27 protein-coding genes and 1 tRNA gene are annotated in these 24,619 nt (G+C 66.3%); 19 read left to right on the plus strand and 9 right to left on the minus strand.

Annotated elements, in window-relative coordinates:
* Positions 1-115 precede the first annotated feature (115 nt).
* The 3 genes from FCT00_RS08940 to FCT00_RS08950 all read right to left on the minus strand — a co-directional run bounded on the left by FCT00_RS08940 (position 116) and on the right by FCT00_RS08950 (position 2,103).
* The gene (locus tag FCT00_RS08940; RefSeq protein WP_008335210.1) at positions 116-613 is read right to left on the minus strand and encodes a hypothetical protein; all 498 of its coding nucleotides are present in this window, start codon (positions 611-613) and stop codon (positions 116-118) included.
* Positions 614-934: 321 nt separating this feature from the next.
* Positions 935-1,642 carry an NUDIX hydrolase gene (locus FCT00_RS08945; RefSeq protein ID WP_138422730.1) on the minus strand — a complete coding sequence of 236 codons (708 nt, stop codon included), beginning with the start codon at positions 1,640-1,642 and terminating at the stop codon, positions 935-937.
* A gap of 32 nt (positions 1,643-1,674) precedes the next feature.
* Positions 1,675-2,103: a DUF983 domain-containing protein gene (locus tag FCT00_RS08950; RefSeq protein ID WP_138422731.1), complete on the minus strand. Its 429-nt coding sequence runs from the start codon at positions 2,101-2,103 to the stop codon at positions 1,675-1,677.
* A gap of 222 nt (positions 2,104-2,325) precedes the next feature.
* Between FCT00_RS08950 and FCT00_RS08955 the strand changes: the two genes are divergently transcribed.
* From FCT00_RS08955 to FCT00_RS08965, 4 genes are all read left to right on the plus strand, one after another.
* Positions 2,326-2,988, plus strand: a complete 663-nt coding sequence (locus FCT00_RS08955; RefSeq protein WP_138422732.1) for an EF-hand domain-containing protein — start codon at positions 2,326-2,328, stop codon at positions 2,986-2,988.
* Positions 2,989-3,074: 86 nt separating this feature from the next.
* Positions 3,075-3,662, plus strand: coding sequence for an RNA polymerase sigma factor (locus tag FCT00_RS08960; RefSeq protein WP_008335217.1), 588 nt, complete (start codon positions 3,075-3,077; stop codon positions 3,660-3,662).
* Entirely contained in the window at positions 3,649-4,044 is a 396-nt protein-coding gene (locus FCT00_RS21435) for a hypothetical protein (RefSeq protein WP_171042950.1), read from the plus strand. Before FCT00_RS08960 ends, FCT00_RS21435 begins: the two co-directional genes overlap by 14 nt.
* Entirely contained in the window at positions 4,041-4,565 is a 525-nt protein-coding gene (locus FCT00_RS08965) for a periplasmic heavy metal sensor (protein WP_171042951.1), read from the plus strand. Before FCT00_RS21435 ends, FCT00_RS08965 begins: the two co-directional genes overlap by 4 nt.
* Here FCT00_RS08965 and FCT00_RS08970 read toward each other — a convergent pair.
* On the minus strand, positions 4,562-5,932 hold the full coding sequence (locus tag FCT00_RS08970; RefSeq protein ID WP_138422734.1) for a diguanylate cyclase: 1,371 nt from the start codon (positions 5,930-5,932) through the stop codon (positions 4,562-4,564). The two genes, FCT00_RS08965 and FCT00_RS08970, sit on opposite strands and share 4 nt — an antisense overlap.
* A gap of 98 nt (positions 5,933-6,030) precedes the next feature.
* Between FCT00_RS08970 and FCT00_RS08975 the strand changes: the two genes are divergently transcribed.
* The 7 genes from FCT00_RS08975 to FCT00_RS09005 all read left to right on the plus strand — a co-directional run bounded on the left by FCT00_RS08975 (position 6,031) and on the right by FCT00_RS09005 (position 12,714).
* Positions 6,031-6,309 carry a DUF3572 domain-containing protein gene (locus FCT00_RS08975; RefSeq protein WP_138422735.1) on the plus strand — a complete coding sequence of 93 codons (279 nt, stop codon included), beginning with the start codon at positions 6,031-6,033 and terminating at the stop codon, positions 6,307-6,309.
* The gene (locus FCT00_RS08980) at positions 6,306-6,998 is read left to right on the plus strand and encodes an HAD family hydrolase (protein ID WP_171042952.1); all 693 of its coding nucleotides are present in this window, start codon (positions 6,306-6,308) and stop codon (positions 6,996-6,998) included. Before FCT00_RS08975 ends, FCT00_RS08980 begins: the two co-directional genes overlap by 4 nt.
* Positions 6,999-7,160: 162 nt before the next feature.
* The gene (locus FCT00_RS08985; protein WP_040885339.1) at positions 7,161-7,769 is read left to right on the plus strand and encodes a heme NO-binding domain-containing protein; all 609 of its coding nucleotides are present in this window, start codon (positions 7,161-7,163) and stop codon (positions 7,767-7,769) included.
* The gene (locus tag FCT00_RS08990) at positions 7,766-8,791 is read left to right on the plus strand and encodes a GGDEF domain-containing protein (RefSeq protein ID WP_008335227.1); all 1,026 of its coding nucleotides are present in this window, start codon (positions 7,766-7,768) and stop codon (positions 8,789-8,791) included. The genes FCT00_RS08985 and FCT00_RS08990 overlap by 4 nt, the downstream gene beginning before the upstream one ends.
* Positions 8,792-8,957: 166 nt before the next feature.
* Positions 8,958-9,632 carry a response regulator gene (locus FCT00_RS08995; protein ID WP_171042953.1) on the plus strand — a complete coding sequence of 225 codons (675 nt, stop codon included), beginning with the start codon at positions 8,958-8,960 and terminating at the stop codon, positions 9,630-9,632.
* A 122-nt stretch (positions 9,633-9,754) separates the two neighbouring features.
* Complete coding sequence (locus FCT00_RS09000) at positions 9,755-11,842, plus strand: 4Fe-4S binding protein (RefSeq protein WP_138422737.1); 2,088 nt, start codon at positions 9,755-9,757, stop codon at positions 11,840-11,842.
* Positions 11,839-12,714, plus strand: coding sequence for an FAD:protein FMN transferase (locus FCT00_RS09005; protein WP_138422738.1), 876 nt, complete (start codon positions 11,839-11,841; stop codon positions 12,712-12,714). The genes FCT00_RS09000 and FCT00_RS09005 overlap by 4 nt, the downstream gene beginning before the upstream one ends.
* Here the strand turns inward: FCT00_RS09005 and FCT00_RS09010 are convergent.
* Both FCT00_RS09010 and pedF read right to left on the minus strand, forming a co-directional pair.
* Positions 12,711-13,604, minus strand: a complete 894-nt coding sequence (locus FCT00_RS09010) for a substrate-binding periplasmic protein (RefSeq protein WP_138422739.1) — start codon at positions 13,602-13,604, stop codon at positions 12,711-12,713. The genes FCT00_RS09005 and FCT00_RS09010 overlap by 4 nt on opposite strands.
* A 4-nt stretch (positions 13,605-13,608) precedes the next feature.
* A complete protein-coding gene (gene pedF, locus FCT00_RS09015; RefSeq protein WP_138422740.1) occupies positions 13,609-14,295 on the minus strand; it encodes a cytochrome c-550 PedF in 687 nt (228 codons plus the stop codon).
* 190 nt (positions 14,296-14,485) lie between these two features.
* On the opposite strand from pedF, the gene FCT00_RS09020 reads away from it, so the two are divergent.
* The 8 genes from FCT00_RS09020 (at position 14,486) to FCT00_RS09055 (ending at position 21,942) form a co-directional block, all read left to right on the plus strand.
* Entirely contained in the window at positions 14,486-15,670 is a 1,185-nt protein-coding gene (locus FCT00_RS09020) for an ABC transporter substrate-binding protein (RefSeq protein WP_235888972.1), read from the plus strand.
* A gap of 1 nt (position 15,671) precedes the next feature.
* Positions 15,672-16,628, plus strand: a complete 957-nt coding sequence (locus FCT00_RS09025) for a YVTN family beta-propeller repeat protein (RefSeq protein WP_138422742.1) — start codon at positions 15,672-15,674, stop codon at positions 16,626-16,628.
* Between the two features lie 42 nt (positions 16,629-16,670).
* Positions 16,671-17,117, plus strand: a complete 447-nt coding sequence (locus FCT00_RS09030) for a hypothetical protein (protein ID WP_138422743.1) — start codon at positions 16,671-16,673, stop codon at positions 17,115-17,117.
* 18 nt (positions 17,118-17,135) lie between these two features.
* Complete coding sequence (locus FCT00_RS09035; protein WP_138422744.1) at positions 17,136-17,867, plus strand: ATP-binding cassette domain-containing protein; 732 nt, start codon at positions 17,136-17,138, stop codon at positions 17,865-17,867.
* Positions 17,867-18,676, plus strand: coding sequence for an ABC transporter permease (locus tag FCT00_RS09040; protein ID WP_138422745.1), 810 nt, complete (start codon positions 17,867-17,869; stop codon positions 18,674-18,676). The genes FCT00_RS09035 and FCT00_RS09040 overlap by 1 nt, the downstream gene beginning before the upstream one ends.
* A 71-nt stretch (positions 18,677-18,747) precedes the next feature.
* Entirely contained in the window at positions 18,748-19,320 is a 573-nt protein-coding gene (locus FCT00_RS09045) for a tetratricopeptide repeat protein (protein ID WP_138422746.1), read from the plus strand.
* Positions 19,321-19,458: 138 nt separating this feature from the next.
* The gene (locus FCT00_RS09050) at positions 19,459-19,836 is read left to right on the plus strand and encodes a c-type cytochrome (protein ID WP_138422747.1); all 378 of its coding nucleotides are present in this window, start codon (positions 19,459-19,461) and stop codon (positions 19,834-19,836) included.
* Positions 19,837-20,175: 339 nt separating this feature from the next.
* On the plus strand, positions 20,176-21,942 hold the full coding sequence (locus FCT00_RS09055; protein ID WP_138422748.1) for a PQQ-dependent methanol/ethanol family dehydrogenase: 1,767 nt from the start codon (positions 20,176-20,178) through the stop codon (positions 21,940-21,942).
* A gap of 247 nt (positions 21,943-22,189) precedes the next feature.
* Here the strand turns inward: FCT00_RS09055 and FCT00_RS09060 are convergent.
* The 3 genes from FCT00_RS09060 to recJ all read right to left on the minus strand — a co-directional run bounded on the left by FCT00_RS09060 (position 22,190) and on the right by recJ (position 24,616).
* Positions 22,190-22,264 (minus strand) — tRNA-Glu (locus tag FCT00_RS09060).
* Positions 22,265-22,340: 76 nt separating this feature from the next.
* A complete protein-coding gene (locus FCT00_RS09065) occupies positions 22,341-22,871 on the minus strand; it encodes an AAA family ATPase (RefSeq protein ID WP_138422749.1) in 531 nt (176 codons plus the stop codon).
* Positions 22,868-24,616, minus strand: coding sequence for a single-stranded-DNA-specific exonuclease RecJ (gene recJ / locus FCT00_RS09070; RefSeq protein ID WP_138422750.1), 1,749 nt, complete (start codon positions 24,614-24,616; stop codon positions 22,868-22,870). Before recJ ends, FCT00_RS09065 begins: the two co-directional genes overlap by 4 nt.
* Between the last annotated feature and the right edge of the window lie 3 nt (positions 24,617-24,619).

Raw genomic sequence — 24,619 nt, forward strand, 5'->3', positions numbered from 1 at the left:
GATTTCCCTTAGACCTTACCGAGTTTTTCGCGCTCGTTCCTGCCCCCCCATATCACCAGCGCGAAATGGCCCCGTCCGACCCCCTTGCCGGACGGGGCCTTCTTATATCCGGGGGTCAGTGATGGAATCGCTGTGTGGGGAAGGCGATGATGCCGTCATCCGAAAGCTGTTTCGAGGCATGGGACGACCCCGCGCGGGCGGCTTCGATCAGGTCACGCACGCCTTCGGGCGGATGGCCCGTCGCGGCGGCGATCACGTCGCGCATATGCGGGAACGAGTACGCCTGTTCGGTGAGTGCGGCGGCGCCATAGGCGGTCTGGCCGAGACCCGAGTAATGGCGCAGCGATCCCCCGGCGCGGCGCAACCGTCGTTCGAAGATCGAGCAGGCGATGAGGCAACAATCCGCAAGGCCCCGCAGTTCGCGCGCATCCGCCCGTCTATCCATCGCCGAGACCACCCGGATCGTCAGCCCGTCGACATGCACCTGTTCGCGCATGTAACGGGCGAGGGTGATCGCTATGTAGTGCCGCAAGGTATCGGTGAGCGTAATGCCCGTTTCCTGCATTCCATCGCCGACAAGGTCGTTGGCGGCGGCGACCAGCGCATCCTGCATCACGTGACCTCCTGTTCTTGTCTTTGGGTCCGTGCAGTCTCAACGCCGGACCATGGGAAAAAGGTTAACGCGCCGCCAAATTTGATCAAAAGAATTTTTCCGAGTGTGGCGAATGTGTTGCGGGATTGCCCGCGCCCTGTGCGCCTTTGCCCGAAAGCCGTGCGGTCTGTGGACGGTATCAAGCGGAGCGGGCGTGCGCCCGCGCATGTCTTGCGCGGGTCCGCCTGCGGCGGACACCGCGCGGATTGGGGAGGCCAGCCTCCCCGCGACGTCGGCACGCCGCCGTCGCCCCCCTCCGAGGTTTCTGGAAACGAAGAAGGATCAGGCGAGCGGGCTTTGGCCGCCGAGCCGGATGAAAAGCGACTCTTCCTCGTCGTTCTTGAAATAGGGCACCGATGCGGGGGCATCGAGATCGGGAAGGCGTCCCGCGATTTCGGCGAGCACGACCTGCGTGATGAACGGCAGGTCGAAATCGCGCACGTCGCTGAGTGCGATCCACTGAAGGTGGCTGAGTTCGTCTTCGGCCCGCGAGAAGTCGTCGGGATCGGTTTTGATCCGGGCCGCGTCGGCCACGAAGAACCGCGCGTCGAACCGGCGCGAGCGCCCCGGCGGCGTGATCGCGCGGAACACGAAGGCGAGCCCGTCCGGCGAGGGCAGGTAGCCGGCCCTCGCGAAGCCTTCCCATGTCGGCGGGGGGCTGGTCGGCCAGTCGCCGGGCGTGCCGAGGATCTGCCCGGTTTCCTCGAAAAGCTCGCGGATCGCGGCGGCGAGGAGTGCGGGGCCGATCCCGTCCTTGGCGTCCTCACCCAGTCGGGTACGGCAGGGCTCGGCCCCCTTGTCGCCCAGCGGCAGGCCGTGATCGGCCTTGTCGACCGCGCCGCCCGGAAAAACGAACTTGTTCGGCATGAACGCGGCCTTGGCGCCGCGCTGGCCCATCAGGACGCGCGGCTTCGTGTCCGCGTCACGGATCAGCACGACGGTGGCCGCGTCGCGGATCACCTTGGATTTGTCGATGGTCTCGGTCGCCATGGGCCTCCCTCGCGCGGGGGGAAGCGCCCGCGTCAGTATTCGCTCTTGGCCTCGGGCGGGGCGAAGCCATGCATCCGCTTGGCCCACTGCACCCCCACCATGAGGCCCTTGAACCTTGGCAGAAGGTAGAGGGAGAGCGCAACCGCGAGGATCGCCAGAACCGAGAACAGCACCATCGGATCGGGGCGGAAGATGGTGAAGCCGTAGTGGAAGAACGGCACCATCAGGTGACCGACCACGAGAATGGTGAGATAGGCCGGGCCGTCGTCGGCGCGTTGGTGGTGCAGTTCCTCGCCGCAGACCGGGCAGGTCTCGCGCACCTTGAGATAGCTTTTCATCAACGGGCCGGTGCCGCACTGCGGGCACTTGCGCCGCCACCCGCGCCAGACGGCGGGTTTCAGCGGGCGTTCGTCGCCGGTGTCGGTGGCGCGTGCCAGATCGGCGGTCGTCGAGGCGTCCATGCGTGTCTCTCAAAGTGGTCTCTTCGCTTTGGGTTTACCTAGGGACTTCGTGCCGGGTTGCCTATGGCGCGATATGTCGCGCCGCCCGGATCGGCGGAATGATGCGGGTTTTTTTCGTCATGTGCGACGGAACCGGGCGGGGTGCCCGTTTGAAGGTCATGCAGGGCGCGAGAAACGCCCGGCTTCAAGGCAGGACACCTTGAACCCCGAGAGGAGTAAGACATGAAACGAGCACTCAAGATAGCGGGCTACGGCCTTTTGACCGCATCGGCCCTGACTTTGGCCGCCACCGGCGTGGCCTCGGCCAAGCCCGGCGGGCACCGGTCCGACGACATGCGCGGCATGATGCGCGGGCCGCAGATGAGTTTCACCGAACTCGATGCCAATGGCGACGGGGCGCTCACGCCCGAAGATGCCGTGCAACGCGCGACCGAGCGGTTCGCCGAGGCCGATGCCGATGGCGACGGGTCGGTCACGCTTCAGGAGCTGACCGATGCCGGTGTGGCGCGGTTCGAAGAGAAGTATCAGCAGCGCGTGAACGCCGCGGCGCCGGGCGAAGTGCCGGGGCGTCCGTCGGATGCGCAGGTTCTGGCGCGGGCCGAGAAGATGGCGAGCGGTCTGCTCCAGCGCGCGGATACGGACGGGAACGGTGCGATCGACGAGGCCGAGATGCAGGCGATGCCGGGTCTCGACCGGCTCATCGCTCGGGCCGACACCGACGATGACGGAGCGGTCTCGGAAGAGGAGTTCGATGCGGCACGCCAGAAGGTGCTGTCGCGGATGGACCGGTTCGAAGAGCGCGGCGGGCGTGAAGGCCATTCGATGCGGGACGGTCACGGCCCGCGCGGGGGCGAGCGGATGCCGCAGATGCCCGACCGGCACTAAGAGTTGCGTGACCGGGGCGGGCCCCTTCGGGGGCCTGCCCATCCGGATTGCGCGCGAGAAGGGGACAGAGTTTACTACCGGACGCGATGGATATGGCATTCGACCAAGCCCGAGACGTCTCGGACGAGGCGCTTCTGGTCGCCTATGGCAACGGCGACCGTGAGGCGGCCCGGCTTCTGACCGCGCGCCTTGCGCCGCGGGTGCTGGGGTTCGCCGCGCGTATGCTGGGCGGCGACCGGGCCGAGGCCGAGGATGTGACGCAGGAGGCCATGTTGCGCCTGTGGCGTGTTGCGCCGGAGTGGCGGCAGGGCGAGGCGAAGGTAACGACATGGTTGTTTCGCGTCGCCTCGAACCTGTGCACCGACCGGTTGCGCAAGCGCCGGAGCGTGGACATCGACAGCGTGGCGGAACCCGAAGACGATGCACCGGGGGCCGTGGCGGGGCTGATCGAAGCCGACCGGGCGCGGGCGCTGGAAGGGGCGCTGGCGCAATTGCCGGACCGGCAGAGGGAAGCGGTGGTGCTCAGGCATCTCGAGGGGCTGACGAACCCCGAGATCGCCGAAGCGATGGAGATCAGCGTCGAGGCGGTCGAAAGTCTGACCGCCCGGGGCAAAAGGACGCTGGCCGGGATACTCTCCGGCCGGCGCGAGGAGTTGGGATATGGCTCGGATTGACGAAAATGGTCGCGACGACGTGATGCTAAACGGGTTCTTCGAAGCGGGGCGGGCAGACGCGCCCGTGCCGTCCTCGGATCTTCTGGCGCGGATCATGGTGGATGCCGAGGGCGAGGCGGTCGCGCGCGAACAGGTAAGGCCCGTGTCGCGCAGCCGGCGCGGATTGCTCGCGGCGCTGGCGGCGGTGATTGGGGGATGGCCCGCGCTCGCCGGAATGGCCACGGCCGCCGCGGCGGGGGTCTGGATCGGGGCGGCCCAGCCCGAGGCGCTGACCGTGTTGACGGGTGGTGTGCTTTCCACCTCGGCGTCGGATTTCGAACTGGAAGAGATCTATCCGGGCTATTCGGCCTATGTCACTTATCAGGAGGCGATGTCGCAATGAGCGGGACAGACACATCGACGCGGCGCGGGTTCCCGATCTGGGCCAAGGCGCTTCTTGCCATATCGCTCGCGCTGAACCTGCTTGTGGCGGGTGTGGTGGTCGGGGCGCGGTTCGACGGTGACGGGCCGAAGGGTCCGCCGGGCCGCTCGACACGGGATGCGCGGTCGTCCTTCGATCCGGCGCTGGGCCCGTTCTCGCGGTCGCTGCCCGATCCGTATCGTGAGCAGGCCGTCCAAGCGTTGCGCGAACGGGCGGGGGATTACCGCGACAACCGGGCGCAACTGGCCGATCAGCTGGCCACGATGCTGACGATCCTGCGGGCGCAGGAGTTCGACGAGGAGGCGCTGCGGGCGGTCATGGCCGCGCAGACCGAAGTGTTCGAACGGCGTGGCGAAATCGGGCGCGACGTGGTCGTGGAGCAGATCGCCGCGATGTCCGCCGACGAACGTGCGGCGCTGGCGGCGCGTATGGAAGAGGGGTTCAAACGGGCGATGGACCGGGCAAAGCCGCCAATACGCTAGGCCGCGCTGCGCTCGGGCGCGCAGGTCACGATGTTGCGCCCCCCGGCCTTGGACACGTAAAGCGCCCGGTCGGCCTGATCCCACAACTCGCGCGGGTTGCTTATCGCGCTGGAGCATAGCGCCATGCCGATGGACAGGGTGACCGAAATCGGGGTCTGTCCGTCACGGGCGTCGACCGGGGTATCGGCGACGGCGGCCCGCAGGCGCTCGGCGGTCAGCCGCGCCTCGTCCCCGGTGGTGTCGCGCAGCACGACAAGGAATTCCTCGCCCCCGATGCGCGCGACGAGGTCGATCTCACGCAAGGTGGCTTTCAGGCGGCGCGCGGTCTCCACCAGCACGTCGTCGCCGGCAAGATGGCCGAAGCGGTCGTTGACCGATTTGAAGTGATCGAGGTCCAGCAACAGCATGGCGCAGGATCGACGCGTGCCCCCATGTTCCTTCTGCATCCGGGCGAGGTAGCCGTCGGCGTAACGGCGGTTGAACAGGCCCGTGAGCGGATCGCGCAAGGCCTCGTCCAGTTGATCCTCGACGCGGGCGCGAAGCCGGTCGGTTTCCCGTTTCCGGTCCAGAAGCCGGTCCAGACGCGCGGCCAGTTCCGCGCTGGAGAAGGCGCCGCGCATCACGGCGTCCGCCCCGAAGTCGAAAGCCATGTCGGCGGTGTCGTCACGCTCGCGCGGCGTGTGCAGCAGGACGAGCGCGTGACGCGTCGATGGTCGGGCGCGCAATTCCGCGACAAGCCCAAGCGCCGCGCCGGGGTTGCCCGGTGTCAGCGCGATGACATAGGCGTCGCCCTCGGCTTCCGGTTCCAGCGCGGTCGCAGACGTGGCGAGCGTGACCTTGGCACCCGAGGCGGCGGCGATCCGGCTGCGCCAGCCCGGCCCCTCGGTCGCGGTGGGGGGAACCACCGTGATGCGGGCGCGTGGCGCGAACCCGGCGGATGCTTCGGCGAATGCGTCGGCTGCGCCCAGGGGCTGACGGCGCAAAAGCTCCTCCCGCTCGGCGCGTTTGCGGGTCAGGTTGCGCAGAAGGGCGAGCAGAAGGGCCTCGCCGGGAAGATCGGTCAGGCATTCCTCGGCCCCTGCCTCCAGCGCGGCGATCCGGGCCACCCTGTCGTCGGCCGCGCCGTAGATCACGACGGGCACCTCGGCCAGATCGGGCCGGGCCTTCAGGGCGCGGCAGGCGGCGATACCGCCCCCGGGAAAGTCGATGTCGATCAGGATGACATCGGGTTTGTCGGCGATGGCGCGCGTCAGCAGCTCGTCCCGCGTGCGCGCCTGTGTCACGCTGTGCCGCGCCGCCGCCAGCCGCGCCTTGAGCGCGATCCGGTCGGTGACGAGGTCGTCTGCGATGATGATGCGTCCGCCCATTCTTTTCTGCTCGATTTTGTATTAAGTGCTCCGCGATTGGGTAATCTTTGCCCAAGAAGTCTTAACAAAGGGTTTCTCCCGGTCGGGATGAGGGGCAGATGAAGCAGGAAATGGCCGAAACCATCGGTTTACAGGCACTTGGCTGGCTTGCGGGCAACGATGACCTGCTTCCGGTCTTTCTGGGGTCGACGGGCGGTGACGTGGGCGCGTTGCGGGAAGGGGCCGGTGATCCGCAGTTCCTTGTCGCCGTGCTCGACTTCATCACGATGGACGATGCCTGGGTCGTGGCGTTCTGCGATGCGTCCGGGCTGGACTATGCGCAGCCGATGCAGGCCCGGCAGGCGTTGCCCGGCGGGGGCGAGGTAAACTGGACATGAACCGCAAGGTGGATGCGATCCTGTTCGACAAGGATGGCACGCTGTTCGATTTCGATGCGACCTGGACGGTCTGGGCGAACACGGTCATCGAACGTCTTGCACAGGGCGACCCCGCGCTGGCGGACGCGATCGCGGAGGCGGTCGAGTTCGACCGGGCCACAGGCCGGTTTCGGGACGCATCGGTCGTGATCGCCGGGACGCCCGACGATGTCGCCAAGGCCGTCGCGCCGGTTCTGGGCATCGCGCCGGATGTGCTGATCGGTGGCATGAACGCCGCCGCCGCGACCGCGCCGATGGCCGAAGCCGTGCCTTTGGTGCCGCTTCTCACGGGATTGCGGGCCAAGGGTCTCAAACTCGGCGTGGCGACCAACGATGGCGAGGTTCCGGCGCGTGCGCATCTGGGAAGCGCAGGCGTTGTCGAGGCCTTCGATTTCATCGCCGGGTCCGACAGCGGCTGGGCGCCCAAACCGGACCCGGCCATGTGTCTTGCCTTTGCAGAGGCCATGAACATTGCGCCGCACCGAATCGCGATGGTCGGCGACAGCCTGCACGATCTTGTCGCCGCCCGCGCAGCCGGGATGCACGCGGTGGCGGTTCTGACGGGTCACGCCGATGAGCGCCGACTCACCGGACATGCGGATGTCGTTCTGCCCGACATCGGTTACCTCCCCGGTTGGTTGGGGCTTTGAGCGCACCACCGGAGGTGGATCGCGTTAACCTATTGATAACATTTGTTTTGAATTCTGCGCCGAGAACGCCGACTTTGCGCGCGGTCGGCGCCTCGTTCGACTGATTTTTCCGGTTTCTTAACCCCGCAACTCTAGTCTTAAGACTTAATTGAGGGTTCCAGCATGCATGGCATTATTTGCCGTTCTTTCGAAATGTTCGTGAGGTCCGCCTACGGGGCGGAGCTGTGGGGCGCGGCGCTGGATCAACTCGACCTGCCTTTCGATGGGTTCGAGACGATGTTCCAATACGACGACCATCTGGCGGATCGTCTCGTGTCCTGCTGCGCCATCCTTCTGGGCAAACCGCGCGACACGCTTCTGGAAGATTTCGGAACCTTTCTCATCACCGCTACGCCGTCCGGGCGGGTGCGCCGCCTGCTGCGGTTCGGCGGTCTCGACTACGAGGATTTCCTGCATTCGCTCGAAGACCTGCCGGGGCGTGTCGCGCTTGCGGTTCCCGACATCGGCCTGCCGGATCTCGTGCTCTACGAAATCGAACCCGGGCGCTTCGAACTCGCCTGCCGGAGCAAGGTCAGGGGCGCAGGGCATGTCATTGCGGGGCTCTTGCGGGCGATGGCGGACGACTACGGCGCGCTGGTGCTGCTCGACCACGTGGGCCGCCGCCGCAGTGTCGAGATTATCGACATCCATCTTCTCGAATCCTCGTATTCCGAAGGGCGCGGCTTCGATCTGAGCGAAGGCGGGCTGACGGCGGGGGGGCAGGTCGGATGAACGACATGACACCGCTGCGCGTGACCGTTTCGGGCCGCGGACTGGATCGGCTCATGCCCCTGCACCTGCTGCTCGATATGGAGGGGCGCATCGTGCAGGTCGGCCCCACGATGGCCAAGGTTCTGCAAGGGCAGACCTTTCTCGGCCAGCGGATGCTGGACCTGTTCGACCTCAAACGCCCGCGCGAGGACGAGATTTTGGCGCTGCTCGAAAAGGGGGCGACCGGCAAGGTGCTGCTGCGCCTGCGGGCCTATCCCCAGACGCAATTCATCGGAAGTGCGGTGACCTTGCCCGACCACGCGGGTGTGCTGGTCAACCTGTCCTTCGGCATCTCGACCTTCGACGCGGTGCGCGATTTCCGGCTCGCCGGCTCGGATTTCGCGCCGACCGACCTGACGCTCGAACTGCTCTATGTCGCCGAGGCGAATGCGGCGGCGATGGCCGAGAGCCGGGCCTTGAACGAACGGTTGCACGGAGCCAAGCAACTCGCTGAATCCGAAGCGCATACGGATGCGCTGACCGGGCTGCGCAACCGGCGGGCGCTGGATCAGGAACTCCACCGGCTGATCGAACGCCGGGTTCCGTTCACGCTCGCCCATCTCGATCTCGATTTCTTCAAGTCGGTGAACGACACGCTGGGCCACGCGGCTGGCGATTTCGTTCTGGGTCAGGTGGCCCGCGTTCTGGTGGAAGAGACGCGAACGAACGATGTGGTCGCACGGGTCGGCGGCGACGAATTCGTCCTCCTTTTCATCGGGTTGACGGATCGGGAGCGGATTTCGGCGCTCGCGGGTCGGATCATCGGACGGCTTGAGGAACCCATGCCGTTCCATGGCACGCCCTGTCGGGTGTCCGGGTCCATCGGCCTCGTGCTGTCGACGCAATACGAGCGGCCGGATGCCGAACGGATCATGGCGGATGCGGATACGGCGCTCTACGCGTCGAAAGAGTCGGGTCGGTCGCGGTTCACCTTCATCAACCCGAAGATCGGCACGATGGAATATGGTCCGAGGGCCGGGTGATCGCCCTAGATCGTGGCCTGAGCGGCGCCAGATCGAACACCGCCCCGCGGTCCCGAACCTCTCCGACCTTTCGCCAATATGAGGCGGGATCGTGCGTTGCTAGCCTCGATGCGTGACGAATGGGTGGCGAGGCGACCTCCGCGACCCGTCGCAGGCGACCGCAACCATGACGGAGGGGGCCTTGAACTCAGCTATGATCGTCGACGATCACCCGCTGTTCTGCGACGCACTTTCCATGACGCTCAGGGCCTCGATGGGGATCGAGCATGTGGTGACGGCGGGCACGCTGGAAGCGGCGTTGGATCACCTCGCCCGCGACACGGCCCCGGATGTCATTCTGCTCGACCTGAACCTGCCCGATGTTCACGGTCTCGAAGGGCTGGTCCGGCTCGTGAAATCCAGCGCCGAGACGCCCGTCATCATCGTCTCGTCCGAGACCGAGCCGCGCGTGGTCCGGTCGGCCATTCGGGTCGGCGCGGCGGGATATGTGCCCAAACATTCCTCGCGCGACACCTTTCGGCTGGCCCTGACCCAGATCATGCGCGGCGAGGTCTATGCGCCCGAGGTCGCGCTGTCTCATCAGACCGCGAACGCGCCGCTCACGGCCCGCGAAGACGCGCTCGTGCGGATTTCTCACCTGACCCGGCAACAGGCGCGCATTCTCCAACTCATCTGCGCGGGGCAGATGAACAAGCAGATCGCATATGAGTTGTCGATTGCCGAGACGACGGTGAAGGCTCACGTCACCGCGATCATGCGAAAGCTCGGGGTGCAAAGCCGAACGCAGGCCGTGCTGATCGCGCAGGAGGCGAATTTCAGTTCGCTGCTTCAGGACAACTGAGGCCGCGCGGCTCCAGCCTTTTGAGACAATCCCCCGGTTTTTCGCACAGATTCAAGATATCCTGAAGGTCGCTGGACCTTGGTCGTATAGGGCGCGCTGCGGGGCGGGAGTAGCGTCGCCCCATGTGGAGGATCATCACCGCTGTCTGGCTTGCCTGTTTGATGCTCGCCTGCGCGCCCGGCGCGAACGCGGCGGAATGGGCGCCTGCGTCGCGCGCCGAAATCGAAGGGCGGATCGTGCCGCCCTATGCGCTGGGCGCGCCCATCGGTGACGACGGCGTTTACCACTTGCTGAACTCGGGCGGTGCCGAGATCGGCTATGCCTTCCAGACCGGGCCGCTCGCCCCGCTGCCGGGGTTTTCGGGCAAGCCCATCGATATGCTCGTTCTGCTCAAGCTCGACGGAACCATCATCGACGTCCGCCTCCTGTCCCAGAAAGAGCCGGTGTTCGTTTCGGGTCTGGGCGAGGCACCGTTTCGGGCGTTTCTCGAACAATATCCGGGGCTTTCGATCACCCAGCCGCTTGTCGTCGGGGTGCCGTACGGCAAGGCGGGCGGTGGGTCCGACCTTGTCTATCTGGACGGGGTGACCAAGGCGACGGCGAGCGTGCGCATCGCCCATGAATCCATTCTCGCCGCCGCGCTACAGGTCGCGCGGGACAAGATGGCGGGGGTCGGCGGGGCTTCGACCGCGCCGGCGCGTCCAAAGATGGAATATACCGAGGCGCTCGACTGGCAGGCGCTTGTCGACGCAGGGATCGCAAGGCGCCTGACGGTGACAAACGCCCAAGTCGACGCGGCCTTTGCCGGCACCATCTGGGCCTCGGACGACCCCGAGGCGCGCGCCGATCCTGAGGGCCTGTTCCTCGACCTCTGGCTGGTCGACATCGGTCCGCCTGCCGTCCAACGCGCCATCTTCTCCTCGGACACGGTGGACGAGCTTGCGCGGCTTCACGCGGTCAGCCCGGATGACGAACCGATCCTCGTGATGGATGGCGGTCGCCATGGCCTCGTGTCAGCGGATTTCGTGCGGAATACCGCGCCCGACAGGGTCTCCGCCGTTCAGGGCGGTTTCCCGGTCTCGCTGCGGGATGCGGATATGTTTCCCGCTTTCCTGGCCGACGTGCCGGAGCATGACACCGCGATGATCCTGCGGGCCGATCGCAGGCTGGGGTTCGATCCGATCACGGAATGGGTGCTCAGGGTGCAGGCGGTGCGTGCGCACGGCATGTTCCAACCCGAGATCGGCGACGTGCATTTCGAGATCGCGTATCAAGCGCCGGAGCGGTTCTACGACGTGCCCGAGGTCGTGACACCGCGCCCCGCCTGGCAGGAGGCGCTCGTGAACCGGCGGGGCGACCTGATCGCGCTATCTGTGTTCCTCGTCGCGCTTCTGGGGCTCCTGGGTCCGGGGATGACCTGGTTCGCGGGGCTCGGATCATTCACCGCTATTCGGCTTGGCATTCTGGCTGTGGTCGTGGGGTTCATCGGATACTGGGGGCAGGGGCAGCTTTCCATCGTCACGGTCCTCGCCGTCCTGCGCGCGGCGGTCGGCGACGGGTCTTTCGCCGTTCTGCTCTACGACCCGTTCTCACTCCTCATCTGGGCGGTGACGATCCTCGGTTTCGTGCTGTGGGGCCGGGGGCTGTTCTGCGGCTGGCTGTGCCCGTTCGGCGCGTTGCAGGAGTTCGCGCATCACATCGGCCGCGCCCTCCGTCTGCCCGAGGTCGAGGCGGGGCCGCGGCTCGACCGGTGGCTCAAGAAGGTGAAATACGTCGCTCTCGCAGGGCTGATCCTGACCGCCTTCGTGGTGCCCGATCAGGCCGAGAAGGCCGCCGAGATCGAGCCGTTCAAGACCGCGATCACCGTCTCGTTTCAGCGCGAATGGTTCTATGTCGCCTATGCGGCGCTCTGGCTGGGGCTCGGCACCGTCTTTTTCAAAGGCTTCTGCCGTTATGTCTGCCCGTTGGGCGCGGTCATGGCCATCGGGGGGCTCTTGCGCACCCGCAGGTGGATCGCACGGCGGGTGGACTGCGGCTCGCCCTGCCAGTTGTGCAAGGTCAAATGCCGCTACGGTGCGATCAAGAAGACCGGCGAAATCCAGTATGACGAGTGTTTCCAGTGCCTTGACTGCGTGTCGATCCATGACGATCCGACCCGCTGCGTGCCGCTCGTCCTTGCCGAAAAGCGCCGCACCAAGGTGGCCGCATGAGCCTGACGCGCCGCAGGTTCATGGCCCTCGTGGCGAGCATTGCGATGCCGGGGGCGGCGGGTGCGGTGAGCCGCGAGGTCTGGCGCGGTCGTGCCTTTGGCGGTGACGTGTCGCTCGACTTGACCGGCCCGCGCGACCGTGTGGCGGCGGATCTCGTCAGGCTGACCGCTCGGATGCGCGAAATCGAGGCGCGCTTCACGCTCTACGAGGATGATGGGCCAATGGTGCGGTTGAACCGGATCGGGAAGGGGGCGCTCCACGGCGACCTGCGCCGGGTGATGGAGGTGTCGCGGCGGGTGCACGTCGTCACGAACGGCATGTTCGACCCCACGGTGCAGTCGCTCTGGGTGGCATTGGCCGAAGGGCGCGGCGCGGATCTGTCCGGTGTGGGACTGGATCGTGTGCGGATGACAGATACCGAGATCACGCTGGCGGACGGTCAGGCCCTGACCTTCAACGGCATCGCGCAGGGCTATGCCGCCGACGCCTTGCGCGCGATGCTTTCGGGCTGGGGCTACGCGACCGCTCTGGTCGACATGGGCGAACAGGCCGCGCTGGGCGGGCCGTTCCGGCTTGGGCTGGTGGACCCTGCGGCGGGGCGGATCGGTCAGGTCACGCTGACGGGACAGGCGGCCGCCACATCCTCGCCCGCGGCCATGACCATCGGGGGGCGTGCGCATATCCTACACCCGAAAGGCGGGCGCGCCATCTGGTCCACGGTGACGGTCATCGCAGCGTCCGCGACGCTTGCCGATGCGGCTTCGACCGCGTTCTGCCTGATGGAGCGGGACGCCATCAGGCAGGCCAAGGTCGCCCTCGGCCTATCCGATGTGCTGCTCGTCGATAAAGACGGCGACCTCACCCGGCTTTAGCGGTCCGGCGGCAGAAACGTCAGGCCATGGGCCTCGAACAGGGCCTCGATCCTCCCGTCTGCAAGCGCCTTTTCGATAGCGTAGTCAACGGCATATCCCAGATCGCGGTGTTGGTGGTTGATCGCGACGCCGACCGTCCAGCGCGACCGGACGAGGCCCGGATACGGTGGGACGTGGATGTCCTGTGCCTCGGTCAGCCCCGCTTCGAGAACCCCGCGCGGCCCCATCGCGGCCATGACCTCGCCCGCGACGAGGGCGGTCATGGCGGCTTCGGTCGTCGGGAACCGATGCACCTTGTCGCCCACCGCGCCCCGACCCACCGACGCGAGGTAGAAATCGGACAGCGAGTCGTTTTCGACCGCCACCGTGTCATAGCGGAAATAGGCTGGCGTCGGGCCGCCGTCCGGGTAGGCCGCGCGGTCAAAGGCGATGGCCAGTTCCTCGCCCGCGTATTGCCCGGTAAAGACGACCTGTTCGATCCGGCAGGTCAGTTCGCTGTCATAGGGCGCGTGCAGCATCACGTCGGACACGCGCCCGTTCACCACCGCGCCCTTCCAGACGTAGTTCATCAGGTCGGTGTCGAGGTTTTCGCCCGCCTGCACGAAGCGGAAGCGCGCTTCGACGCCGAGGTCGTCGGCGATGATCCTGCCGATCTCGATGTCGATGCCGACCGGCTGCCCGCCCGTTTCCACGGACCACGGCGCGAAATCCTCGTAGACCGCGAATTCGATCCAACCTTCGTCGATGATCCGGTCGAACTCCCGCCCGATATCCTGAGCGAAAGTGTTCTGCGGTTTGGGTTGCGGGACATAGTCCTCGCAACGCGCCAAGGCCGGCCCCGCGAAAGCAAGACCGGCCAATAGGCTCGTCAGAGCGAACAGGCGTGTCATGGCGTCAATGCGCGGCGGACAGGCCGACGGTCAGGATGTCGCCCGCCTGTTTCCACGTGGACTGATCGTCGGACAGGATTCGCGAAGCCTCGAAGGCGACGGAATCCGCGATGGGCGCGCCCGAGCCGGTTTCGACGGTCGCGGCGATGTCGGCCAGTTCGACCTTGAGCGCCTCGGGGTCAGCGACCGATCCGGACAGAAGCTCGTCCCGGATCGCACCGAGGCGCGTGGCATGATCGTCCAGCGCCCCGTCATCGGGCCGCGTCTCGACATAGGTGCGGATGGCCCACGCGGCTTTCTGGCCCAGAAGCTCGCCGAACGCGGGCATCTTGGTGATGCCGTTCTGGGTCATGCCGTGGCGGAACCGTTCGACATACCATTCGTCACCGTATTCGGCGGCTTCCAGATAACGCAGGTCCGGGGCCAGCCCGCCGGACACGACGCCCAGCCCATGACAGCGCGCGCAGTTCTGGGTGTAGCCCGACGCCCCGATCTCGATCGCTTTCAACCAGGTTTCCTCGCCCACCGCTTCGGCGCGGTACGGGTTTTCGATCAGCCATTCCTCGCCCACGTCGGGAAGGGCTTCGGTGTTCACGGGCTGGGGCGTGACGTCGCCGTGACCGATGGCCATCCCGCCAAGCGTCAAGGTTCCGGCGAGCGTCGTGGCCGTAATGAGAGCGAGTTTCTGCATGGTGTTCCTCCGCGTTTCTCGGCCCAACTATCGGCGCGCCGCCGCGTCGCACCATTAGACCTTGGTGCAAGCCAACCGGCCCGATACGGCGCAAATCGCCGGAATCACGCCGGAAAAGGCATATCTGCGACCTAGGTCTAATGGGCCGTCGCGATGTCCTTCCTCTAGCGTCGTCGGCGTGGAGGAGACGATGCGCAAGATCGTGCGGAATGCGGCCCCGTGGGCCATTGGTCTGACGCTGGCCTGTTCGGGCGGGCTACTTGCCGAACCGCTTCAGGTTCGCGTCGGCTACCTTCGGCTCGAGGAACCGCCGCGCGCGGTTCTGTCGAACCTCGACACCGTGCCCGCCGACCTCGGCATCGCCGGGGCAAGGCTCGGGTTGGCCGACAACGCGACCACCGGCGCCTTCATGGGGCATGACTACGCCCTCGAAACCGTTTCGCTTGCGCCGGGTGGCGACGTGGTGGCGGCGGCGCGTGACATGGCGGGGCAGGTCGATCTGATCCTCGCCGACATGAACGCCGAGGCGCTTCTGAGCCTCGCCGATCTGCCGGATGCCGCCGGGGCGCTCATCTTCAACGTCTCCGACGCATCCGAACGCCTGCGCGATGCCGATTGCCGCGCGAACGTGCTTCATACCGCGACCGAGGCCGCGATGCGTTCGGATGCGCTGATGCAGGTTCTGTTGGCGAAACGCTGGACGAAAGTGGCCCTGATCGAAGGGCCGGGGGGCGCGGACGCGGCGCTGGCCGCCGCCTACCGCGCATCTGCGCGAAAGTTCGGCGTCAGGATCGTCTCGGACGCCCGGTGGGACGACACCGCAGACCTGCGGCGCACGGCCTCGGCCGAAGTTCCGCTTCTCACGCAGGGGTTCAAGGATCACGACGTGGTGCTGGTGGCCGATGCCGCGGACGATTTCGCCCGCTACGTGGAGCACAACACATGGGTGCCGCGTCCGGTGATCGGTGTCACCGGCCTGACCCCTGTGGCCTGGGCCCCGGTGGTCGAACAATGGGGGGCGGCACAGCTTCAATCCCGCTTCTCCGACCTAGCGGGGCGCGACATGCAGCCCCGCGACTATGCCGCCTGGGCCGCCATGCGGGTGATCGGCGAAGCGGTGACGCGCACCAATACCGCCGATGCCTCCGCGCTGCGCGCCTACATCCTGTCCGATGCCTTCGAACTTGCGGCGTTTCAGGGCCGCCCCCTCAGCTTTCGCCACTGGAACGGCCAGATGCGCCAGTCGATCCCGGTGGTGAACGCCCGCGCGGTCGTCGGTTCGGCCCCGCTCGACGGGTTCGAACATGCCCGCAATCCGCTGGACAGCCTCGGCCTCGACGCGTCGGAAAGCGCCTGCACGGCCTTTGGAGATTGATATGCTTCGCACCTTCGCAACCGCCCTCTGCCTCCTGACGCCCCCCGCTCTTGCCGGAGAGATCTGGGTCACGAACGAGAAGGACGATACGATCAGCGTCATCGACATCGAGACGCTCGAAGTGACCCGCACGATCCCCACGGGCGAGCGGCCACGCGGGATCACCTTCAACTCGGATCATTCGCTGGTCTACATCTGCGCCTCGGATTCGAACGCGGTTCAGGTGATGGACCCGGACACGGGCGAAATTCTGCACGACCTTCCCTCCGGCGCCGATCCCGAGCAATTCGTGCTTGCGCCCGATGACCGTCACCTCTGGATCGCCAACGAAGACGATGCGGTCACGACGGTCGTCGATGTCGAAACCCGCACGGTGGTCGCGCAGATCAACGTCGGGATCGAACCCGAAGGCATGGCCGTGTCGCCGGACGGCAAGACGGTGATTACCACGTCCGAGACGACGAACATGGCGCATTGGATCGACACGGACAGCAAGACGATCCGCGCCAACACGCTGGTCGATGCGCGGCCCCGGCACGCCGAGTTCATCAAGGACGGGACCGAGCTGTGGGTGAGTTCGGAAATCGGCGGCACCGTCTCGGTGTTTTCCACGGTGAATCAGGCCCCTGTGGCCAAGATCGCCTTCGCCATTCAAGGCGTGCATGAAGACCTGATCCAGCCGGTCGGGTTCGAAGTGACACCGGATCAGAAGACCATCTTCGTCGCCCTCGGCCCGTCCAACCATGTCGCCGTGGTGAATGCCGAGACTTACGAGGTCGAAGACTACCTCCTCGTCGGGCGGCGGGTCTGGCACATGGCGTTTTCGCCGGATCACACCCGGCTTTTCACCACCAACGGCGTGTCCGGCGACGTCACCGTTATCGACGTGGTGCAACGGGAGCCGATCAAGACCATCAAGGTCGGCCGTTTCCCCTGGGGCGCGGCAACGCGACCCTGACGCAACGAGTGGCCATTGGCCCGGTTCATGGGAGGACCGAAAATGAAACGCATCACCCTGACTCTGGCGGCCGCCGTTTTCGCCTTACCGGCGCTTGCCGCCGACGACGGTGCCGCCGCGCGCTTCGGATTGGCGGGCATCCTGTCGGCCACCAATTCCGAAGACCTGCCGCCGATCATGCTGTCGGCGGGTCAACCGCTCGCCGATGCGCCGCTGGTTCTAAAGTCGGGCACCTATTACGAGATCGAGATCGAAGCAGACGGGTCGCAGGAGCTTGCGCTGGTCGGCGCGGGCTTTTTCCGGGCGATCTGGATCGACGAAATCGTGGTTGAAGGGCTTGAGATCCGCCCTCTCGGTATCGACAGTTTCGAGTTCGACGAGGCGGGCGTGATGGAGGTGGGCTTCGTCGCGATCAAACCCGGCAGCTACACCCTGAGCGTGCCGCAATCGCGCGGCGACCTTCAGACGCTTCAAATCACCATCGAATAGCAGGGTCAGGGGGAGCGGATGAGCGGTCTTTCGGTTCGAAACGTCACCTATCACTGGGGCAGGCACCGGGCGCTGGACGAGGTGTCGTTCGACGTGGCCCCCGGCGCGTTCTGTGCGCTCTTGGGCCCCAATGGCGCGGGCAAGTCGACGCTGTTCGGGCTGCTCACGGGGCTGTTCAGACCCGAGCGGGGCAGGCTGGTGCTGGCGGGTCACGACATGGACCGCGCGACCCGGTCGGCGCTTGCGGCCACGGGCGTCGTGTTCCAGCAACCCACCCTCGACCTCGACCTCTCGGTCTGGCGCAATATGCTTTATTTCGCCGGTCTTCAGGGACTCACCGGGCGCAGTATGCGTAGACGGGCCGAAGCGGCGCTGGCGCGTCTCGGGATGGAAGAGCGTGCGGGCGAAAAGGTGCGCGCGCTGAACGGCGGCCACCGTCGGCGGCTCGAAATCGCGCGGGCCCTGATGCACGACACGCAGGTTTTGCTGCTCGATGAGCCAACCGTCGGTCTCGACGCGCCGACGCGCCACGACCTGACAGCGCATGTCCACGCGCTTGCCCGCGACGAGGGGTTGAGCGTGCTCTGGGCCACCCACCTGACCGACGAGGTGGCACCGGGCGATCACCTCGTCATCATGCACAAGGGCCGCGTTCTGGAAGAGGGGCGCACCCCGGCGACGGGCCCCGCGCTGACCGCACATTTCCTTGCCATGACGGGCCGCGCGGTCCGGGCCGACGAGGCCGCCTGATGAAACACGCGCTGTCCGCTCTCATCTCGATCTGCCAGCGCGAGGGGCTTCGCTTTTTCGGGCAGACCGGGCGGCTGGTGGCGGCGCTCGTGCGACCGCTCATCTGGCTGTTCGTCTTCGCGGCGGGCTTTCGCGCGGCGCTCGGCCTGTCCATCACCCCGCCCTACGAGACCTATATCACCTTCGAGACCTACATCGTGCCGGGGCTGGTCGGGATGATCCTGCTGTTCAACGGTATGCAAAGCTCGCTGTCGCTGGTCATGGACCGCGAATTGGGCACCATGCGGCTGCTCTTGACCGCGCCGCTGCCGCGCTGGTGGCTTCTGACCTGCAAGCTGATTGCCGGCGCGCTGATGTCGGTGTTGCAGGCCTATGCATTCCTCGCCATCGCCGCCGTTTACGGCATTCGGTTTCCCGCGCTGGGTTACCTCACCGTCGCGCCCGTGTTGCTTCTCGCCGCCTTCATGGTGGGTGCGCTGGGGATCGCGTTGTCATCGACGATCAAACAGCTCGAAAATTTCGCGGGCGTGATGAACTTCGTCATCTTCCCGATGTTCTTTTTGTCCTCCGCTCTCTATCCGCTCTGGAAGATGGCCGAGGCGAGCGCGCTTCTGCACGACATCTGCGCCGCGAACCCCTTCACCCACGCGGTCGAAGCGGTGCGCTTCGCGCTTTACGTCCAGCCCAACTGGTTCGCGCTCGGCGTCACGGTGGCGGCAGGACTTGTCTTCATGGGGATCGCGCTGTGGGGCTACGATCCGGGGCGGGGGATGGTGCGACAGAAGGCCGGGGGACCGGCAGGGTCGTAGAAATTTCGCGACGTAGGTCGGATAAACGGGCGGGGCGGGCTGTGGCACACTCCCGGTGCGGAGGAAACCCGATGACCCGACTATCGCTGATCGCCACGCTGCTGTTGTGGGCCTTGCCCGCCGGTGCCGAAGACCTCGCCCTGGATCTGGGCGAGGGCACGACGGTGGACGATGGCGGCACGCTGAACCCGCACGAAATGTCGATGGCCCGCGTGATGGAGAATATCCGAGACGGGCAATCGGGCATGGTCCTGTGTTCCACCGGCTACCTCGTCACCAAGTCCGGGCGTCACGGTCTGGCCCGCGAACTGTTCACGCGCTGCGCCGAGGATGGCTATACCGGCGCGATGACATGGATGAGCCAGCTCGACGAAAACGGGTTGGGCGGTGCGCAGGATTTGGAAGCGGCGACCGAATGGAACCGCCGGGCCGCCGAAGCGGGCGATCCCGTGGGCAAGTTCAACCGGGGTCTCGACCTCATGCGCGGCCGGGGCGTCGCGCAGGATGAGGAGGCCGGACGCCGACTGGTGGACGAAGCCGCGAACGAGGGCCTTCCGGTCGCCGAACGCCTGCGCCGCGCCGACTACGATCTGGACGAAGTGACGCCCGATGCCGACGAATGGCGGTATCAGACCCTGTTCTGACGGGGATTCGCGACGAAGGTCGTATATGACCCCCGACGAAGGTCGGGGGTTTTGTTTGACGTAAATCAAGGGTTTAGGGCGGCATCGGGCCGATCCTGAGAACCGCGATCACCCAAGGTCGCGGCTCAGGAGTTCCAAATGATACGTCTAACCCTCGCCCTCGTCGCCTGTCTCTCCACCCCCGCCATTGCCGATGAATACGACGCGATAAAAGCGCAGGCCGGTGAACGGCTTTTCGACAAGGAATGTCACCGCTGCCACTCGGTCGAGGCCGACCGGGCCAGCTACGGCCCCTTGCTGAACGGCGTGCTGAACCGGGCAGCGGGAACCTTTGCCGACTATCCCTATTCGGATGCCCTTCGGGGCGCCGGGTTCGTCTGGACCTCCGGCGCGCTCAAGGCATGGATGGAGGACAACGACGGGTTTCTTCCGGGCACCAAGATGCGCCATGTCGGTATCGACGATCCCACCGTTCAGGACTTCATCGTGACCTATCTCGCCAGTTTGACCGAGTAAGTCGCGGCGACGCGGTCTGGGCGGCCGCACGGCGCATCGGTGCGCGCCGCATTCTCACGTCGGCTTCCCGGCCCGGTTTGACGATCCGCACCCTAAAAGTTTGCATCGAACATCCTAGAAGCGGGCGAAGGGCCCGCAAATAGGACCAAAGGACAAGGCGCGGTTTGCCGTCCGAAACCCTTGAAAACAAGGGGGTCGTAGAGGTCTTACGACCTTTAGCCAATTTGCCCGGGGATAGGGCTTGCCGATCATGAAAGCGGCTCGACCAGCGTCCGGTCACATCAGCGATCTCGGACGGGATCACGGGTCGGACGCCAGACTATCCATGGGAGGATACAGATGAACAGATTTGTCAAAGCCGCCGTCGCGGCGACCGTGGCCCTTGCCGCGTCCAGCCCGGCCTTCGCCAATGTGACGGAAGAGGACCTCGCCAACGACCGCGACACGCCCGAAAACATCCTGACCAACGGCATGGGGCGCGATCTTCAACGCTACTCGCCGATGGACACGCTGAACAAGGACAACGTGCAGAACCTCGTGCCCGCCTGGGCCTTTTCGCTCGGTGGCGAAAAACAGCGCGGGCAGGAGACGCAGCCGCTCGTTTATGACGGCATGATGTATATCACCGGGTCGTATTCGCGCCTTTACGCGATCGATCTGGAGACCGGGGAAGAGGTCTGGCAATTCGACGCGCGCCTGCCCGAAGGCATTCTGCCCTGCTGCGACGTCATCAACCGCGGGGCGGCGATCTTCGGCGACAAGATCTACTTCGGCACGCTCGACGCCCGCATCGTCGCGCTCGACCTCAAGACCGGCGATACCGTCTGGAACAAGAAGATCGCCGAATACAAGGAAGGCTATTCCTACACCGCAGCGCCGCTGATCGTGGACGGCCTTGTCATCACCGGGAACTCCGGCGGTGAATTCGGTATCGTGGGCGAGGTGCAGGCCCGCGACGCCGAGACCGGCGAACTGGTCTGGACCCGCCCGGTGATCGAAGGTCACATGGGCACGCTCAACGGTGAAGAAAGCACCATGACGGGCGAGCTTAACGCGACATGGCCCGGCGATATGTGGAAGACCGGCGGGGGCGCCACATGGCTTGGCGGCTCGTATGACGCCGACACCGATACGCTCGTCTTCGGCACCGGGAACCCGGCCCCGTGGAACAGCCACCTGCGCAACGCGGGCACCCCGACCGAGGGCAACGCGGGCGACAACCTCTATGCCGCCTCGCGTCTGGGCATCGACCCGGCCACCGGCGAGATCAAGTGGCACTTCCAGACCACCCCGCGCGAAGGCTGGGACTTCGACGGTGTGAACGAGGTCGTCGCGTTCGAGGATGCGGACGGCAACAAACGCTTCGCCACCGCCGACCGTAACGGCTTCTTCTACGTGCTGAACCGCGAAGACGGCGCCTTCGTGAACGCGACGCCCTTCGTGTCCGAGATCAGCTGGGCCTCCGGCATCGACGAGACGGGGCGTCCGATCTACAACGAAGACAATCGGCCGGGCAATCCGCTGGACGCCGAGAAGGGCGAGATGGTCTTCGCCGTGCCGTCCTTCCTTGGCGGCAAGAACTGGATGCCGATGGCCTTCAGCCAGAACACCGGCATGTTCTACGTCCCGTCGAACGAGTGGGGCATGGATATCTGGAACGAACCGATCTCCTACAAGAAGGGTGCCGCCTATCTCGGGGCCGGTTTCACCATCAAGCCGATCTTCGAGGATCACATCGGGTCACTGAAGGCGATCCAGCCGGAAACCGGCGAGATCAAGTGGGAATACAAGAACGACGCACCGCTCTGGGGTGGCGTGATGACCACCGCCGGGGGCCTCGTCTTCTTCGGCACGCCCGAGGGCAAGTTCATCGCGCTGGACGATGAGACCGGGGAAGAGCTGTGGTCGTTCCAGACCGGCTCCGGCATCGTCGGTCAGCCCGTCACCTACGAGATCGACGGTGAACAATACGTGACGGTCGTGTCCGGCTGGGGCGGCGCGGTTCCGCTCTGGGGCGGCGAGGTCGCGAAGAAGGTGAACTACCTCAACCAGGGCGGCACCGTCTGGACCTTCAAACTCCCGCGGCAGCTGGCCTCTGCCCAATAATCCTCCCGCTGCAAAAAGCGAACCAACTGACCCCGCGGCGCTCGCGGGGTCTTTTTTTTGCGAGATCCGGCTTTTTGGGCGGGGCAGGGTTTGCGTCGGTGCGCGGCGGCACGAGGCGCTTTGGAGGCTCGTTTGAGGAGGGACAGAGGTCGCAGGCCGAGGCCAGCCGCTCCGAATGGCGCTGCAAGATCGAACAGGTTGCGGGTGGTGCCTGCCAGTCCAGAAATCCCGAAGACTTATGGAAAAGTGGCAGCCCGTAGGGGAATCGAACCCCTCTTTCCAGGTTGAAAACCTGGCGTCCTAACCGATAGACGAACGGGCCGCGCTTGGCGTGAGGCGGGTTCTAGAAAAACGCCGGGTCGGGTGCAAGAGGGAAAATCGGCCCCGTGCAAAAAACTTTAGTCGCGGGTGGCGGTATCCCGTGCCGCCTCGAGGATCAGTGCGGTCGCGGCCTCGATCCCCGTGGTTGCGGTGTCGATCATAAGGTCGCACTGGTCGGACGGCAGATAGGTGCGGGCCTCGACGGCTTGCCAGTCGGGCAGGGTCATGCCCACGATGTCGGCGACGCGGGTTTCGATGCGTTTGCGGTGCGCGGCCACGTCCGAACAGGTCAATTCGACGATCAGGTGGGCGGCATTCAGGCCGGTCAGGGCCTTGGACCACAACCGTTCGGCTGCGGGCCAGCCGTGGACGGCATCGACCACCGCGGACTGCCCGAGGGTGAGCGCGTCGCGGGCCAGAGCGTAGGCGACCACATAGCCCGCGTCGCCGGACGCGCCGTCGAACTTAAACCCCCGCGTCTTCATCGCGGCCTCGATGGTGTCGATGCGCAGGTGCTGGGCGGGCAGGGCGGTCGCGACGGCCCGCGAAAGGGTGGTCTTGCCGGTGCCGGGTAGCCCGCAGAGCGTGATGAGCACCGGGCGGGTCATGCCCGCGCGGCGTCTTCGAGGCGAAGCTGGGGGATCGAGCGGCCTTGCCAGTGGTTGATCTCCAACCGTCCGGCAAGGTGGAACCGCGCGCCGCCGTGGCCCTCCAGCGCGGGGCCGAGCGGCCCGTCATAGGCGCCGAAGGCGATGGCGTCGATCTTGGCGCCCAGCCCGTCGCCGAAGCTGATCTTGAGGTGGCGGTCGCCCACGCGCTTGGCGAAGGCGATCTGCACATCGGGGAATGCGAAGCGCGGGGCGGGTGCGCCCGCGCCGAACGGTCCCGCCGCTTCGATCTCGTCTATAAGGTCCACGGTGGCCGCGCCGGGCATGAGAACCCCGTCCACCGCCAGATCGCGGGGGCCACCCGCGCCCGCGCCTTGGCGTGCCAGAAGCTCGGACAGGCGCGCCATGGCGGGTTCGAGTTGCGCGCGGCTCAAGGACAGGCCCGCCGCCATCTTGTGCCCGCCGCCCTTCTTGATCAGCCCTTCTGCGGCGAGTTTCTGGATCGACGCGCCAAGGTCGACGCCCGAGACCGAGCGGCCCGACCCCTTGCCTTCGTCGCCGTCGAAGCCGATCACGATGGCCGGGCGATGCGCCGCGTCCTTGAGGCGCGAGGCGACGATGCCGACGACGCCCGGATGCCAGCCGTCAGCGGCGGCCCAGACGAGCGGCGCGTCCAGCCCCCGCGCTTCGGCCTGATCCAGCGCGGCGAGGCGCACCTGTTCCTCGATTTCGCGCCGTTCGGTGTTGAGCTGGTCGAGACGCGCGGCCAGCGCGCCCGCTTCGGCCGGGTCGGTGCAGGCCAGAAGCCGCGCGCCGAGGTCGGCCTTGCCGATGCGCCCGCCCGCATTGACGCGCGGCCCCATGAGGAAGCCCAGATGGTACGGGCGCGGCGCCTCGTTCATCCGCGCCACGTCCGCCAGCGCCACCATGCCGGGGCGTCCGCGCTGGGCCATGATCTTCAAACCTTGTGTCACAAGCGCCCGGTTGGCCCCCACAAGCGGTGCCACGTCCGCCACGGTGGCGAGGGCGACAAGGTCGAGCATCCCCATGAGGTCCGGCCCACGTCGCCCGGCTTCGCGCATCTGGCGGCCCGCTTCGACGAGCATAAGAAACACGACCCCGGCGGCACAAAGATAGCCCGGCGCATCGACCTCATCCTGCCGGTTGGGGTTCACGACGGCCAGCGCGGGCGGCAGCGTTTCGCCGCCCAGATGGTGATCGAGCACCACGACCTCGGCCCCCTTGGCGTTCGCGGCTGCGATGGGCTCATGGCTGAGGGTGCCGCAGTCGACGCAGACGATGAGGCTGTGAGTCTCCGCCAGCGCCTCCATCGCCGGGACGTTGGGGCCATAGCCCTCGTCGATCCGGTCGGGAATGTAGAGCGTGATGTCGCGCCCCATCCGGCGCATCCAGTCGATGAGAAGCGCGGCAGACGATCCGCCGTCGACGTCGTAGTCGGCGAACACGGCCACGCGCTCGTTCTTGTCGACAGCGGCCAGCAGGCGTGCGGCGGCGCGGTCCATGTCGCGCATCGAACGCGGGTCGGGCAGCGTGTCGCGGATCGTGGGGGCGAGGAACCCTGCCGCTTCGCCCGCCTGCACCCCCCGGCGGGCGAGGACGGCGCAGACGGGCGCCGGCAGGCCGGTCGCCTGCACCAGCGCCTCGGCCTGTCGTTCCAGTTCGACCCCGGGGCCGGTCCAGCGCCGGCCCGTGAGGCTGCTGTCTACTTCGAGAAATGCGGCCACGTG

The sequence above is a fragment of the Maritimibacter alexandrii genome, assembly GCF_005871115.1.
GTDB lineage: Bacteria > Pseudomonadota > Alphaproteobacteria > Rhodobacterales > Rhodobacteraceae > Maritimibacter > Maritimibacter alkaliphilus.

Bases quoted from the DNA above. Each gene is read 5' to 3' on its own strand.
- FCT00_RS08940 (WP_008335210.1), bottom strand. From the start codon at position 613: ATGCAGGATGCGCTGGTCGCCGCCGCCAACGACCTTGTCGGCGATGGA.
- FCT00_RS08945 (WP_138422730.1), bottom strand. From the start codon at position 1,642: ATGGCGACCGAGACCATCGACAAATCCAAGGTGATCCGCGACGCGGCC.
- FCT00_RS08950 (WP_138422731.1), bottom strand. From the start codon at position 2,103: ATGGACGCCTCGACGACCGCCGATCTGGCACGCGCCACCGACACCGGC.
- FCT00_RS08955 (WP_138422732.1), top strand. From the start codon at position 2,326: ATGAAACGAGCACTCAAGATAGCGGGCTACGGCCTTTTGACCGCATCG.
- FCT00_RS08960 (WP_008335217.1), top strand. From the start codon at position 3,075: ATGGATATGGCATTCGACCAAGCCCGAGACGTCTCGGACGAGGCGCTT.
- FCT00_RS21435 (WP_171042950.1), top strand. From the start codon at position 3,649: ATGGCTCGGATTGACGAAAATGGTCGCGACGACGTGATGCTAAACGGG.
- FCT00_RS08965 (WP_171042951.1), top strand. From the start codon at position 4,041: ATGAGCGGGACAGACACATCGACGCGGCGCGGGTTCCCGATCTGGGCC.
- FCT00_RS08970 (WP_138422734.1), bottom strand. From the start codon at position 5,932: ATGGGCGGACGCATCATCATCGCAGACGACCTCGTCACCGACCGGATC.
- FCT00_RS08975 (WP_138422735.1), top strand. From the start codon at position 6,031: ATGAAGCAGGAAATGGCCGAAACCATCGGTTTACAGGCACTTGGCTGG.
- FCT00_RS08980 (WP_171042952.1), top strand. From the start codon at position 6,306: ATGAACCGCAAGGTGGATGCGATCCTGTTCGACAAGGATGGCACGCTG.
- FCT00_RS08985 (WP_040885339.1), top strand. From the start codon at position 7,161: ATGCATGGCATTATTTGCCGTTCTTTCGAAATGTTCGTGAGGTCCGCC.
- FCT00_RS08990 (WP_008335227.1), top strand. From the start codon at position 7,766: ATGAACGACATGACACCGCTGCGCGTGACCGTTTCGGGCCGCGGACTG.
- FCT00_RS08995 (WP_171042953.1), top strand. From the start codon at position 8,958: ATGACGGAGGGGGCCTTGAACTCAGCTATGATCGTCGACGATCACCCG.
- FCT00_RS09000 (WP_138422737.1), top strand. From the start codon at position 9,755: ATGTGGAGGATCATCACCGCTGTCTGGCTTGCCTGTTTGATGCTCGCC.
- FCT00_RS09005 (WP_138422738.1), top strand. From the start codon at position 11,839: ATGAGCCTGACGCGCCGCAGGTTCATGGCCCTCGTGGCGAGCATTGCG.
- FCT00_RS09010 (WP_138422739.1), bottom strand. From the start codon at position 13,604: ATGACACGCCTGTTCGCTCTGACGAGCCTATTGGCCGGTCTTGCTTTC.
- pedF (WP_138422740.1), bottom strand. From the start codon at position 14,295: ATGCAGAAACTCGCTCTCATTACGGCCACGACGCTCGCCGGAACCTTG.
- FCT00_RS09020 (WP_235888972.1), top strand. From the start codon at position 14,486: ATGCGCAAGATCGTGCGGAATGCGGCCCCGTGGGCCATTGGTCTGACG.
- FCT00_RS09025 (WP_138422742.1), top strand. From the start codon at position 15,672: ATGCTTCGCACCTTCGCAACCGCCCTCTGCCTCCTGACGCCCCCCGCT.
- FCT00_RS09030 (WP_138422743.1), top strand. From the start codon at position 16,671: ATGAAACGCATCACCCTGACTCTGGCGGCCGCCGTTTTCGCCTTACCG.
- FCT00_RS09035 (WP_138422744.1), top strand. From the start codon at position 17,136: ATGAGCGGTCTTTCGGTTCGAAACGTCACCTATCACTGGGGCAGGCAC.
- FCT00_RS09040 (WP_138422745.1), top strand. From the start codon at position 17,867: ATGAAACACGCGCTGTCCGCTCTCATCTCGATCTGCCAGCGCGAGGGG.
- FCT00_RS09045 (WP_138422746.1), top strand. From the start codon at position 18,748: ATGACCCGACTATCGCTGATCGCCACGCTGCTGTTGTGGGCCTTGCCC.
- FCT00_RS09050 (WP_138422747.1), top strand. From the start codon at position 19,459: ATGATACGTCTAACCCTCGCCCTCGTCGCCTGTCTCTCCACCCCCGCC.
- FCT00_RS09055 (WP_138422748.1), top strand. From the start codon at position 20,176: ATGAACAGATTTGTCAAAGCCGCCGTCGCGGCGACCGTGGCCCTTGCC.
- FCT00_RS09065 (WP_138422749.1), bottom strand. From the start codon at position 22,871: ATGACCCGCCCGGTGCTCATCACGCTCTGCGGGCTACCCGGCACCGGC.